The sequence below is a fragment of the Mycetocola sp. Y442 genome, from assembly GCF_056898615.1.
Map to the genome: position 1 here is coordinate 1,263,735 of NZ_JBXHBV010000001.1, position 13,540 is coordinate 1,277,274.

A 13,540-nucleotide genomic window follows, 5' to 3' on the forward strand; every position below is an offset into this window, starting at 1 on the left:
GCGGGGCCTTAGTTCGTGCGGTACGGGGCGAGAACGACCTCGACCCGCTGGAACTCCTTGAGGTCTGAGTACCCCGTGGTCGCCATCGACCGGCGAAGCGCGCCGACGAGGTTGGCCTTGCCGTCAGCGACGGATGCCGGTCCGTAGAGGACTTGCTCGAGGGTGCCGATCTGGCCGACTTCGACGCGTCGGCCGCGAGGGAGCTCGGAGTGGTACGCCTCTGTGCCCCAGTGGTAACCGCCACCGGGTGCATCGGTTGCCCGAGCGAGGGTTGTACCGAGCATGACGGCATCCGCACCACACGCGACAGCCTTGACGATGTCGCCGGCGGTGCCGAGACCGCCGTCGGCGATGACGTGCACGTAGCGGCCACCGGACTCGTCCATGTAGTCACGCCGGGCGCCGGCGATGTCTGCAACGGCTGTCGCCATGGGGGCGTGGATGCCGAGGGTCGCGCGGGTGGTTGACGCGGCTCCCCCGCCGAATCCGACGAGGACGCCGGCCGCACCGGTGCGCATGAGGTGAAGCGCAGCCGTGTAGGTCGCAGCGCCACCGACGATCACGGGGACGTCGAGTTCGTAGATGAACTCCTTGAGGTTGAGCGGTTCCTGGTTGCGGGAGACGTGCTCGGCAGACACGGTTGTGCCGCGGATGACGAAGAGGTCGACGCCAGCGGCGACCACCGTCTGGTAGAGCTCCTGCGTGCGCTGTGGCGACAACGCGCCGGCAACGGTGACGCCTGCCGCACGGATCTCGGCAAGCCGGGCCGTGACGAGCTCGGGCTTGATCGGCTCGGAGTAGATCTCCTGCATGCGCGCCGTCGAAAGCTCGTCGCTCAGCCCACGGATTTCAGCGAGCAACGGCTCGGGATCCTCGTATCGGGTCCACAGGCCCTCGAGGTCGAGTACGCCGACTCCACCGAGCTTGCCCATCATGATCGCGGTCGCGGGTGAGACGACCGAGTCCATCGGCGCGGCGAGGAACGGAATGTCGAAGGAGTATGCGTCGATCGACCAGCCGACGGAGACGTCTTCGGGGTCTCTCGTTCGACGCGACGGTACCACCGCGATGTCGTCGAAGGCATATGCACGGCGTGCGCGCTTGGAAGCGCCGATCTCAGTTTCCATACTCACGTCCCCAAGCCTACCGTTCGAGCTTCCAGGTCGCTCGCGGCAGCCGGGGTGGCTCGCGGCAGCCGGGCTGGCAACTGCGGTGGGAGTCTTCCACCCATGCCTGGACGAAGCGGCTGACTTAACTCAAAAACCCGCACGAGCTGTGTGCTCGTGCGGGTTTTCGGAGGATTGGTCTAGCGGCTGTAGTTCGGGGCCTCGACCACGATCTGCACGTCGTGCGGGTGCGACTCCTTGAGTCCGGCCGGGGTGATGCGAACGAACTTGCCCTTCGCCTTGAGCTCTTCGATGGTGCGAGCACCGACGTAGAACATCGACTGGCGCAGGCCGCCGATGAGCTGGTAGGCGACGGACGAGAGCGGCCCGCGATACGGAACCTGACCCTCGATGCCCTCTGGGATGAGCTTGTCGTCGCTCGGAACGTCGGACTGGAAGTACCGGTCCTTGGAGTACGAGGTCTTCTCGCCGCGGGTCTGGAGCGCACCGAGCGATCCCATTCCGCGGTACATCTTGAACTGTTTGCCGTTGACGAACACGAGTTCGCCGGGGCTCTCGTCGCAGCCGGCGAGAAGCGAGCCGAGCATGACGGTGTCTGCACCGGCGACGAGCGCCTTGGCGATGTCGCCCGAGTACTGCAGGCCTCCATCGGCGATGACCGGCACATCGTATTCGCGGGCCGCGAGCGATGCCTGGTACACCGCGGTGATCTGCGGAACGCCGACACCGGCGACGACGCGAGTGGTGCAGATCGAGCCGGGTCCGACACCGACCTTCACTGCGTCAGCTCCTGCTTCGGCGATCGCCTTTGCTCCGTCGCGCGTCGCGACGTTTCCGCCGATCACGTCGACGCCGTCGAACGCCTTGTCCGACTTCAGTTTGCGGATGATGTCGAGAACGCCGGCCGAATCGCCGTTGGCGGTGTCGACGACGAGTACATCGACACCGGCGTCGAGCAGTGCACCGGCACGCTGCCAGGCGTCACCGAAGAAGCCGATGGCTGCACCGACGCGGAGGCGCCCGGAGTCGTCCTTCGTCGCGAGCGGGTACTTCTCCCGCTTGTCGAAGTCCTTGACAGTGATGAGGCCCTTGAGCTTGCCGGCGGCGTCGACGAGTGGAAGCTTTTCGATGCGGTGCTCGGCAAGGATCGAAATCGCGTCTTCGGGGCTGATGCCGACGGGCGCGGTGATGAGCGGCATCTTCGACATGACGGCGCTGACCGGTGTCGTTGCCTTCTCCTGCGCACCGACGAATCGCATGTCGCGGTTGGTGATGATTCCGACGAGCACTCCGTCGGTGTCGATCACCGGGAGGCCCGATACCCGGAAGTTACGGCACAGGGCGTCGACCTCAGCGACGGTGGCCGTCGGCGTCGTCGTGACGGGGTTGGTAATCATGCCGGACTCACTGCGCTTGACGAGGTCAACCTGCGCGGCCTGGTCGCCGATCGACAGGTTGCGGTGCAGGATCCCGATTCCGCCCTGCCTCGCCATCGCGACGGCCATCCGGGACTCGGTGACCGTGTCCATCGCGCTCGAGAGCAGCGGCGTAGCCACAGTGATGCGTTTGGTCAGTCGAGAAAACGTCTCGGCCTCACTTGGAATGACGTCGGTGTGTCCGGGGAGAAGAAGGACATCATCATAGGTGAGACCGACGAAGCCAAATGGGTCTGAGTTTTCCATTGCATCCCTTCACAGAAGCGCTGTTTTCCGGTGTCGTGAGGTAACGGATGCCGCGTACAAGCGCACATCTCACCGGTACTTAATGCTAACCGCTGGAAGGTAACGATTATGCCCGGCACTTCCGACATTGATGTGAGGAATACCCATGTACGAAACATGTAGGTCATAATCGGGTCGTATCGTCAAACCGAGCCGTTCGGCGAAGAACCACAAGAGATCTGGCGGTCTCTTCACTCGAGGGACCTGGCGGTCCCGTTCTGGAGGTGCAGTGAGTCTCACTCATTCAGCCCACGCCCCGCGCCACAAGCGCACCCTGTTGCTGTTCCTCGGATTTCTTTTTGCGACGCTTGCGTTTCAATCGTTTTCTGCGGCGCCGGCGCAGGCCGATGAGGTCGGAACGGAGTATGACTTCTACTTCGCGGGCAACGTCAAGTACGACAGCGAACCGCTCGAGGGCGTGACAATCACTGTCGAAGGCAATGGCTATGACGCAGAGGTTGACACCGCCGCGGACGGCAAGTGGAAGATCGGGGTGCCGGAGAAAGGCACCTACACGGTAACCCTGGTCGAGGAGACACTCCCGGAGGGCGTGATCGTCGCCGAAGGCTCCGCAGCCGTCGAAGCCGAGATCGCGCTCACAAACTCCAAGATCGTGAACTACTTCCTCGGCGAGGGAGTCCGCGTCACAGTGAGCTTCTGGGACCAGTTGGCGGAACGAATCGTCAACGGACTCAACTTCGGGCTCCTGCTCGCACTCGCTGCCGTTGGGGCATCCCTGGTCTTCGGAACGACCGGACTGTCGAACTTCGCGCACGGTGAAATGGTGACGTTCGGGGCGGTGATGGCCTATGTCTTCGCCAACGTCCTCCAGTGGCCGCTCTGGGGCGCTCTCGCAGCTGCGGTCCTGATGAGCGCGCTCTTCGGGTTCACCCTCGACGCCGGGCTCTGGAGACCGCTGAGGCGAAAGGGCATCGGCATCGTCCAGGTGATGATCGTCTCCATCGGCCTCTCGCTGCTCATCAGGTACGTCTTCCTCTACTTCATCGGCGGAAGCACCTACCAGTTGCCCGGTTCCGGTGAGGAGCGGATCACACTGTTCGGCAGTGTCGCACTCTCCGTCACCGACATGGTGAGCATGGCCGTTTCGGCGGTCGTTCTCCTCGCTGTCGCCTGGTGGTTGCTGCGGACCCGAACCGGTAAGGCAACTCGGGCGATCTCGGACAACCCCTCCCTCGCCGCAGCGAGCGGCATCGATGTCGACAGGGTGATCCGGATCGTCTGGATCCTCGCGGCAGCCCTCGCCGGCCTCGCGGGTATCCTCTGGGCCTATTTCCGCCCGGGCATCAAGTGGGACATGGGTACGCAGATCCTGCTGCTTGTCTTCGGCGCGATAGTCCTCGGTGGGCTCGGTACAGCGTTCGGCGCACTCATCGGTGCGATCATCGTCGGCCTCCTCGTCGAAGTCTCGACGCTGTGGATCCCGTCTGACATCAAGTACGTCGGTGCACTGGTCGTGCTCATCGCCGTCCTGCTCGTGAAACCCCAGGGACTTCTGGGCCGCAAAGAGAGAATTGGATAGGAGGACGCCATGGACTGGGGATCAATTCTTTCAAACACCGCCTCCTGGCTGATTAGCCCTGAGACGATCGCGTACGCGCTTGCCGCCCTCGGCCTCGCCGTCCACTTTGGATACGGCGGACTGCTCAACTTCGGTATGGCCGCCTTCATGGCGCTCGGCGCATACGGGTACGCCATTTCCATCCTGACCTTCGGGCTGCCGTGGTGGGCCGGAATTCTCGTCGGCTGTGGGGCATCCGTCGTCTTCGCCCTCATTCTCGGTATCCCGACACTGAGACTGCGCGCCGACTACCTCGCGATCACCACGATCGCGGCGGCGGAGATCGTTCGACTACTCTTCACCACCCAGGTCTTCGACGACATCACCAACTCGGCAGACGGGCTCGGCAACTACCACGCGGGCTTCCGTGCCGCGAACCCCTTCCCCGAGGGCACCTACGGCTTCGGCCCGTGGACTTACAACGAGAACGGCTGGTGGGTCCGTGTCTTCGGCATCTGCCTCCTGGCCGTCGCCGTGCTCCTCGTCTGGCTGCTCATGCGCAGCCCGTGGGGACGGGTGCTCAAGGGCATCCGTGAAGACGAGGATGCCGTGCGCGCGCTCGGTAAGAACGTCTTCGCCTACAAGATGCAGGCGCTCATCGTCGGTGGCATGTTCGGCGCCCTCGGCGGGGTGGTGTTCGCACTTCCCTCCGCCGTCGTGCCGAGTGTCTACGTGACGAGCCTGACGTTCTTCATCTGGACCATCCTCCTGCTGGGCGGTGCCGCGACGGTCTTCGGGCCGTTGCTGGGTGCCGTGATCTTCTGGGTCATCATGGGCTTCCTGTCGAATGTCCTCCCCGAGCTCGCGTCGAGCGGCATCCTGCCGTTCATGTCGACGACTCAGGCGGCAACAGTCCGCTACATCCTCGTCGGACTCGCCCTGATGCTGATCGTTATTTATCGACCACAGGGCATCCTCGGAAATAAGAAGGAGCTGACCTTTGTCAAGTAGTGACGCAGCATCCGTCAAACCGGTGAAATCCACGGGACTTCACATCGGCGACGCCGTCCCCGGCGTCGCGAAGGTCGACCCGATCATCATCGCCGACAACGTGACCAGGCAGTTCGGCGGGCTCAAGGCCGTCGACGTCGAACACCTCGAAATCCCCCGGAACGCCATCACGGCGCTGATCGGACCGAACGGGGCGGGAAAGACGACACTGTTCAACCTGCTCACCGGCTTCGACAAGCCGGACACCGGGACCTGGGTGTTCGACGGAACACAGCTCAACGGTGTTCCAGCGTTTAAGGTCGCACGAATGGGCCAGGTCCGTACGTTCCAGCTCACCAAGGCCCTCGGCCTGCTGACCGTGCTCGAGAACATGAAACTCGGCTCGCAGAAGCAGAAGGGCGAGGGGATCTTCTCGAGCCTCATCAAACCGCTGTGGCAGAAGCAGGAAGAGGAGATCGAGGAGCGAGCGCTCGACATCCTCGCCCGGTTCAAGCTCGACACCAAGAAGGACGATTTCGCCGCGAGCCTCTCCGGCGGGCAGCGAAAGCTTCTCGAGATGGCCCGCGCACTCATGAGCGAGCCCAAGCTCGTCATGCTCGACGAGCCGATGGCCGGCGTGAACCCCGCGCTGACCCAGTCGCTGCTCGAACACATCCTCGACCTCAAGGTCCAGGGAATGAGTGTGCTGTTCGTCGAACACGACATGCAGATGGTTCGCCACATCGCCGACTGGGTCGTGGTGATGGCGGAGGGCAGGGTCGTCGCTGAAGGTCCACCAGACCTCGTGATGCAAAACCCCGCTGTCATCGACGCCTACCTCGGTTCACACCAGGACGTCGACCTCGGAGTTGTCACGGGGAGGATCGCCGGTGAGATTACACCGGAGGTCGAAGAACTGCTCGAGGAGATCGACGCCGAAACCGGCGTCGAGCACGACATCGAACATCCGCGCGCCGCTGGGCCGACGAGGGACGAGGACACCAAGTGACAGCAACAATGGCTCCGGAGATCGTCGTCAGCGTGGAAAACGTGACGGCGGGCTACCTGCCGGGCGTCAACATCCTCAACAGCGCCAACCTCACGGCGTCCAAGGGTGAGCTCATCGGCATCATCGGACCCAACGGTGCCGGAAAGTCGACCCTCCTCAAGGCCATCTTCGGCCAGGTCAAGGTGCGTGAGGGATCGATCCGCCTCAACGGCGACGACATCACCGGGCTCAAGGCCGACAAGCTCGTCGCCCGTGGCGTCGGCTTCGTGCCGCAGACGAACAACGTGTTCCAGAGCCTCACCATCGAAGAGAACCTGCAGATGGGCCTGTTCCAGAAGCCCAAAATCTACGCAGAGCGACTCGAGTTCGTCACCGGGATTTTCGGTGAGCTCGGCAAGCGGCTCAAGCAGCGGGCCGGCTCGCTGTCCGGTGGTGAGCGCCAGATGGTGGCCATGTCGCGGGCGTTGATGATGGACCCCGCGGTGCTTCTTCTCGACGAGCCGAGCGCCGGCCTCTCCCCCGTCCGGCAGGACGATGCGTTCATCCGTGTTTCCGACATCAACAAGGCCGGTGTGACCACCATCATGGTCGAGCAGAACGCCCGCCGCTGCCTGCAGATCTGTGACCGCGGTTACGTTCTCGACCAGGGAACCGACGCATACACCGGGACCGGTCGCGAGCTGCTGAACGATGACAAGGTGATCGGCCTCTACCTGGGTACGCTCGGCCAGGACGACTGAGCTGCGCCACCCGTACGACCGAAACGCCCCGCAGTCCTGCGGGGCGTTTCGTCGATCAGAGGGTGAGGGGGCGCTGCGCTACTCGATGGCTGTGAACCGCAGGGTGACCGTCCGCGCCTCTGGCCGCAGGATGAAGTCCGGCCAGACATCGGGCCCACACGCCCGCGATCCGAGCCCGTGCTGCGCAGCGTCGAGGTAGAGGTAGCTGGCCTCGCTCTCGGGTAGCTCGTACCGGTGGTTCGCGGCGTCCACCTGCTGCGCGGTGTGAGCGGCAAGAGTGAAGCCGATCCGCCGGCCCCTGGCATCCGGCACCGTATCGACCCGCAGCCAGTCCCCGCCGTCGCGTCCGAGCGTCAGCGCACGAAGATCACTCCGGTGTCCACTCTCCTGCGGCATCGCGTACGGAACAGTGAGCTCGTCGAGTGTCGCCGAGTATCGGCCAACGAGGGCCGCTCGCGTCGAGTCCGGGTACGACTCGCGCGGTCCAGCGCCGAACCAGGACGCCCGGTCAACGCTCGCGGGCAGGTCGAACCTCAGTCCGATGCGCGGCAGCACCATGTTCCAGCCGGCGCTCGGCACGATGTCGGCCCGCAGGGCGAGCTGGCCGTCCACGACGCGCCAGTCCTCCTCGACGATCACGGCGTTCCGCTGCTCGGCCGCGGAATACCGGGTCCGAATCCGGATGCCGTCGGCTCCCACGTCGACCCGCTCAACCCGTGCGGTGAGCCGGTCGAGGCCCGCCGCACGCCAGACCTCGGCGGACGACGGTGCGGGTGCCCCGTTTCCGTTCGCCAGTGTCGGGTCGGCGAGATCGTACGAGCCCCGTCCGTCGCCACGATCGTTGTCGGTCGGTGCCCGCCACAGTTCGAGGCGCGGGCCCGACACCGGAACGCCGGCGAGCGAGGCCAGTCGTCCATTCTCGAAGACCGCCGGCCCCAGGGCCAGGGAAGCAGGTACCAGGGACGCCGGGATGCCGTCGGCACCGACACCGGCATCGGCAGAGACGGAGGCCAGCGGCCGCACGCTGGTGCCGGCGGAACCGTGCGGGGTGAGGTCGAGCTGTGCCGCCGAGATCCGGTGACCGGCCTCCGCCCAGGCCGTCGCCTCACGGAGCACCGCCTCGACCGTGAACCAGGTTTCGCCGGTCCCCACCTCGACCGAGGGCACCGCGACGGTGGCCGACTCCCCCGCGGCGAGCGCCAGCCCTGTCGCACCAGCGACCTCGAGCTCCCCGGTCGCGACAGTCGTGCCGTCGTGCTCAGCGGTCCACCGGAACAGAACGTCGGCGGCATCCGTCGTGTGGCGCAGGTTCGACACCACGACGACCCTGTCGCCGTCCCCGTCCACGTCGAAGCCCAGCCGGATCGGCGCGACGACCTGCTTGTATTCGTAGAGCCCCGGGGTGGGCGTGGAGTCGGAGAGCACCATGCCGTCCATGACGAAGTTGCCGTCGTGGACCACCTCGCCGAAGTCACCGCCGTAGCCGAAGTACTCGGTGCCGTCGGCGGTGTGCGTGCGGATTCCGTGGTCTCGCCACTCCCAGACGAAGCCGCCGTGGAGCCTCGGGTACCGATCGACGAGATCCTCGTACTGGTCGATCGCGCCTGGTCCGTTCCCCATGGCGTGCACGTACTCACAGAGCAGGAACGGTTTCGTACGCTGTCTCGCGGATTCGGCGGCCGAGCACCCGAGCAACAGGTTGAACGAATCGTCCCGACCGATCGTTTCGGTCTCGGGCACGGAGGAATACATCCGGGAGTACACGTCGGTGTATGACCCGGTGTAGTCGCCCTCGTAGTGGACCGGTCGGCTGGTGTCGCGCGCGTGGGTCCACGCTGCCATCGCCGCGAGGTTCTGTCCGGTGCCCGCCTCGTTGCCGAGCGACCACATCACGATCGACGGGTGGTTCTTGTCCCGCTCGACAGTGCGTTCCATCCGGTCGAGGTAAGCCTCTCGCCAGGTCGGGTCGTCGCTCGGGTTGTCGACCCAGCCGTGTGCCTCGAACCCGTGGGTCTCCAGGTCGCACTCGAGCACGACCCAGAACCCGAGCTCGTCGGCGAGGTCGAGCAGGCGCGGGTGGGGCGGATAGTGGCTCGTTCGGATGGCATTGACGTTGAACCGCTTCATGAGCGAGAGATCTTCGCGGGCGGAGTCCTCGTCGAACACCCGTCCGCGGTCGGGGTTGGTTTCGTGTCGGTTCATGCCGTGGAACACGACACGGCGCCCGTTCACGAGGAAGCGGTCGCCGACGATCTCAACGGTGCGGAAGCCGACGCGCAGCGACACCGTCTCGGCCGGATTAAACACTGTTGCGTCGTAGAGCGTTGGGCTCTCCGCCGACCACGGTTCGACGGCGTCGATGGAAACGGATGCCACGGCGTCGGCCGACGGCCAGGTCACGTCGACGTCGAGGGCGGGGATTCTCAGCGTCACCGGATACGCGTCGGGTGACGCGGTGATCTCCGCGGAAACGGTCCCGGCACCAGTGCCGGCGGCATCACCGTCGTACGCGGCGCGCAGCCAGACGTCGTCGATGCCTCCGGCCGGACGCGCCTGAAGAGTCACATCCCGGAAGATCCCGGGCAGCCACCACTGGTCCTGGTCTTCGAGGTAGCTCGCGGCCGACCACTGGGAGACCCTGACCACAATGAGGTTGGTGCCCGTTCGTACGACCGGGGTGACGTCGAACTCCTGGGCCAGCCTCGAACCGACGCCGACCCCGACCTCGGCCCCGTTGACCCAGACGCGGTAGTGCGACTCGACGCCGTCGAAGCGCAGCACCACCCGGGCGGCGTCGCTCCAGGACTCGGCGAGCTCAAAGGTGCGACGGTAGTCCCCCGTCGGGTTGTCATCCGGCACATGCGGAGGCTCCACTGGGAACGGGTACTGCACGTTCGTGTAGATCGGCAGCCCGTACTTACCGTCGCCCTGCAGGACCCAGTGTGACGGCACCGTGAGGGTGTCCCAGCCCGAGTCGTCGAACTCCTCGGTCGCAACGTCGGTGTCCGCTTCGCCATCGGGCAGCACTCCAGCGGCGCCCGGTGTTCCCGGAGTGCCTGCCAGCAGGCGGAACCGCCACTGTCCGTTCAGCGACTGCGACGCGGCATCCGAATTCAACCAGGACCGTGCTGGCAATCGTCGTCCGGATCCCGGGCCTTTCGAGGTGAGTGTGAAATTGTCTGCTGTGGAGCTGGATGTCACGACTTGACTGATCCTTCGGTGAGGCCGCCGCGCCAGAAGCGCTGCAACACGATCATGGCGATGCCGAGCGGAATGATCGACAACAGAACTCCGCCGGTGGTGAGTTCATAGAACTCTGGCAGCCTATCGACCTGGCTCAACCAACTGTTGAGTCCGAGGGTGATCGGGTAGAGATCGGAGTCAGAAAGCATCACAAGGGGCAGGAAGTAGTTGTTCCAGATGCCGACCAGCTGGAACAGAAATACCGTGACGAGCGCCGGGGTGAGGATTCTCAGTCCGATGGTGTGGAAGATCCGGATCTCGCCGGCCCCGTCGATGCGGGCGGCCTCGACGAGTGATGAATCGACGGTGGCCTGGGCGTAGATGCGGCACAGGAACAGCCCGAACGGTGAAACGAGTGACGGAAGCAGCACGCTCCAGTAGGTGTTGGCGATGCCCATCTGACTGAACAGCAGAAAGAGCGGGAGTGCCGTCGCCGTCCCGGGCACGAGCACGCCGCCGAGGATGGTGCCGAAGATGAGGTCACGGCCCTTGAACTCGTATTTCGCGAGCGCGTACCCTCCCGCGGCCGCAAAATAGGTCGCGAGGAGCGCGCCGACCCCGGCGTAGAGCACCGAGTTGCCGAACCAGCGCACGAAGATACCGCCGTCGTAGCTCAGCACCTGGCCGAGGTTCTCCCACAGGGCGAACGTCGGGGCGAACCAGAACCCGTAGGTGGAGAACAGGTCCTCCGTCGACTTCGTGGCAGCGACGACGACCCAGTACACCGGAATGAGGAAGTACAGCGCGACGACGGTGAGGATCCCCGTGACGATGATCGACGATGATCGCCTCGAACGCGTGCGTCGCTTCTTCGCCGCGGTGTTCGCGTCGGTTGCTGACGATGAAACGGATGCCTGTCCGGTCTGACGTGTCGTCGTTGTGGTCATGATGATTTCCGATTCGTCAGCTTCAGGAAAGCAAAGGAGAGTGCGAATGCCACGACGGCGATGAGCACAGCCTGGGCAGCGGCGACGTTGTAGTCGTTGTAGGCGAACGCCGTCGTGTATGCGCTGAGGTTGGGCGTGTACTGGCTGTCGATGGCCGGCGAGACCGACTGCAGCACCTGGGCTTCCGCGAACAGCTGCAGGGTGCCGATGATGGAGAACACGGCGGTGAGCAGCAGCGCCGGCCGAATGAGCGGGAGCTGGATGCTCGTTGCGACCCGGAGCGTCGACGCGCCGTCCACTTTTGCCGCTTCATACAGTTCGACCGGGATCGCTTTGAGCTGAGCCACGATGATGAGCATGTTGTATCCGGTGTAGCTCCAGGTCACGATATTCGCGATCGACCAGAGCACGGTGCTGGCACCGAGGAAGTTGGGCGTCAGGCCGAACAGTCCGGCGATGTCGAACAGCGGAGAGAGCCCGGGGACATAGAGGAACGACCACAGGATGGTCGCGATCACACCGGGAACGCCATACGGCAGGAAATAGGCGGCGCGGAAGAACCCGGGCCACTTCGCTGAGGCCGACTCGAGCATGAGCGCAAGAATGGTGCACAGGGCGATCATGATGGGAACCTGCACAATGCCGAAGAGCAGCATCCGCCCGATCGATGCGACGAAGTTGCCGTCGGCGAGCGCCTGCGCGTAGTTGCTGAACCAGGCGAACTCGGTGGTCACCCCCTCTTCACCGAACAGCCCCCTGCGCGTGACCCTCGTAAAGCTCGACCCGATCGCCACCAGGATCGGGAGAATGAAGGTGAGCAGGAAAAGCGCCAGGAACGGCGCGAGAAGCAGCCACGGGGCCCGGGTCGTTGCCGCGACCCTCGCCCTCTGCTTTGCCGGTGCACTGCGGGTTGCCGGTCTAGCGGTTGTCGACGTCACGACTCCTCCTTGCGGATACGGAGGCCCTTGTTCTCGAAGGACTTCATCACGAGCCTCTCGGATGTCGCGAGAGAGTCGACGAGCGTGGTTCCCGATGCTTTCTTCCGGAAGCCGTCGCTCAGGATGTTGAAGGTCTGCTGCGTTGTGGGCCACCACGACCACTCGGCGTTCTGCTGGAGGGTCGCTGGGACGAAGACTTCCTCGTTGTAGCGCTGGCCGCTGAAGAACTCGGATGGCTGCTCCCGTTTCGCGCCGATCACGTCTGGCGCCGGCGACCAGCCGATGCCGCTGTTGTCGATCATGGCGTCGATGCCCTCCTGCGAGGTGGTCATCCACACCGCAAACTCGAGGGCTTCCTTCGGGTGGGCGCTGTTGGCAAAGACGGCCGCGGTGGAGCCGCCCAGGTAGCTCGACCCGAAGCCTGAGTCGCCCCAGGTCGGCATGGGTGCCGCCATCCATTTGCCCGCGCCGTTGCTCACGCCCTCGATAATGGCGTCGCCCCAGCTGCCGGTGACGACGGATGCCATCTCGCCGTTGGCCGCTGCGGCGAACCAGGCGGGCGAGTACGCCGCATAGCCGCTCTCAACGAGGTCCTCGTCGATCGCGCCGTCGAAGAACCGCGCGACCTGCAGGGTGGATTCGTCGGTCATGTTGATCACCCACCCGTCGTCCTCGGCCCTCAGCCAGCTCGCACCGGCTTGGGTGGCCAGCGCCGCAAAGAAGGATGCGTCAGCGAGTGGGAAGCAGTCGATGTACGCGCCAGCGCCGCGAAGCTCTCGCGCGAGCCCGAGCCAGTCGTCCCAGGTCGACGGCGGAGATCCACCTACCCTGGCAAACACCTCGGGCTGGTAGAACATCGCCATGGGACCTGAGTCCTGCGGGATGCCATAGACACCGTCCACGTAACTCACCTGGCTCCAGAGCGTCTTGTCATAGAGATCCGCGTGGTCGTCGGCTCCGTACCGTGACAGGTCCACCAGCCCGTTCACGAGCATGAACTCGGGAATGGATCGGAGTTCCACCTGTCCGATGTCCGGCCCGCCGCCCGCGGCAAGCGCCGCGTAGAGCTGCTGGTATCCGCCGTCGTTTCCGCCGGGGATCCAGACGGCCTCGACCTGCACGTCGGGGTGCGAGGCGTTCCACACGTCGGCAACCTTCTGGAGGTCCTTGAGCCAGGCCCAGTAGGTCAGAGTGATCTTTTCACCGCCGCCGGCAGCGGCAATCACCGGTTGGGAGTTGACCGACGTGGTCCCGGGTGTGGCGCACCCGGTAAGCATGGCGAGCGCTGCTGAGCTGAGTCCAGCGCCGAGCAATTGGCGCCGTGAGAGTGGTGTCATGTGCATTCACTTCGTTGTGATGGCCGGTA

10 protein-coding genes are annotated in these 13,540 nt (G+C 64.7%); 4 read left to right on the forward strand and 6 right to left on the reverse strand.

Translation table 11 applies throughout. The features are described 5' to 3' along the window. Positions 1-8 precede the first annotated feature (8 nt). Both AC1X6S_RS06000 and guaB read right to left on the reverse strand, forming a co-directional pair. The gene (locus AC1X6S_RS06000) at positions 9-1,127 is read right to left on the reverse strand and encodes a GuaB3 family IMP dehydrogenase-related protein (RefSeq protein ID WP_483404986.1); all 1,119 of its coding nucleotides are present in this window, start codon (positions 1,125-1,127) and stop codon (positions 9-11) included. 179 nt (positions 1,128-1,306) lie between these two features. Then, positions 1,307-2,809 (reverse strand): IMP dehydrogenase, encoded by a 1,503-nt coding sequence (gene guaB, locus AC1X6S_RS06005; protein WP_483404847.1) that lies wholly within the window; start codon positions 2,807-2,809, stop codon positions 1,307-1,309. Between the two features lie 268 nt (positions 2,810-3,077). On the opposite strand from guaB, the gene AC1X6S_RS06010 reads away from it, so the two are divergent. Genes AC1X6S_RS06010 through AC1X6S_RS06025 form a run of 4 tightly spaced genes read left to right on the forward strand, consistent with a single transcriptional unit; the run spans position 3,078 to position 7,106 of the window. Next, positions 3,078-4,388 carry a branched-chain amino acid ABC transporter permease gene (locus AC1X6S_RS06010; RefSeq protein WP_416046392.1) on the forward strand — a complete coding sequence of 437 codons (1,311 nt, stop codon included), beginning with the start codon at positions 3,078-3,080 and terminating at the stop codon, positions 4,386-4,388. A 9-nt stretch (positions 4,389-4,397) separates the two neighbouring features. Next, positions 4,398-5,378 (forward strand): branched-chain amino acid ABC transporter permease, encoded by a 981-nt coding sequence (locus AC1X6S_RS06015; RefSeq protein ID WP_483404848.1) that lies wholly within the window; start codon positions 4,398-4,400, stop codon positions 5,376-5,378. Next, positions 5,368-6,366, forward strand: coding sequence for an ABC transporter ATP-binding protein (locus tag AC1X6S_RS06020; RefSeq protein ID WP_483404849.1), 999 nt, complete (start codon positions 5,368-5,370; stop codon positions 6,364-6,366). Before AC1X6S_RS06015 ends, AC1X6S_RS06020 begins: the two co-directional genes overlap by 11 nt. A gap of 8 nt (positions 6,367-6,374) precedes the next feature. Then, positions 6,375-7,106, forward strand: a complete 732-nt coding sequence (locus AC1X6S_RS06025) for an ABC transporter ATP-binding protein (RefSeq protein ID WP_483404987.1) — start codon at positions 6,375-6,377, stop codon at positions 7,104-7,106. Between the two features lie 78 nt (positions 7,107-7,184). On the opposite strand, the gene AC1X6S_RS06030 is transcribed toward AC1X6S_RS06025, so the two are convergent. From AC1X6S_RS06030 to AC1X6S_RS06045, 4 genes are read right to left on the reverse strand one after another with little or no spacing between them, the layout of a single operon-like run. Beyond that, the gene (locus AC1X6S_RS06030; protein ID WP_483404850.1) at positions 7,185-10,307 is read right to left on the reverse strand and encodes a glycoside hydrolase family 2 TIM barrel-domain containing protein; all 3,123 of its coding nucleotides are present in this window, start codon (positions 10,305-10,307) and stop codon (positions 7,185-7,187) included. Further along, positions 10,304-11,236 (reverse strand): carbohydrate ABC transporter permease, encoded by a 933-nt coding sequence (locus tag AC1X6S_RS06035; RefSeq protein WP_483404851.1) that lies wholly within the window; start codon positions 11,234-11,236, stop codon positions 10,304-10,306. Before AC1X6S_RS06035 ends, AC1X6S_RS06030 begins: the two co-directional genes overlap by 4 nt. Continuing rightward, positions 11,233-12,174, reverse strand: a complete 942-nt coding sequence (locus AC1X6S_RS06040; RefSeq protein WP_483404852.1) for a carbohydrate ABC transporter permease — start codon at positions 12,172-12,174, stop codon at positions 11,233-11,235. The genes AC1X6S_RS06035 and AC1X6S_RS06040 overlap by 4 nt, the downstream gene beginning before the upstream one ends. Then, positions 12,171-13,511, reverse strand: coding sequence for an ABC transporter substrate-binding protein (locus AC1X6S_RS06045; protein ID WP_483404853.1), 1,341 nt, complete (start codon positions 13,509-13,511; stop codon positions 12,171-12,173). The genes AC1X6S_RS06040 and AC1X6S_RS06045 overlap by 4 nt, the downstream gene beginning before the upstream one ends. Between the last annotated feature and the right edge of the window lie 29 nt (positions 13,512-13,540).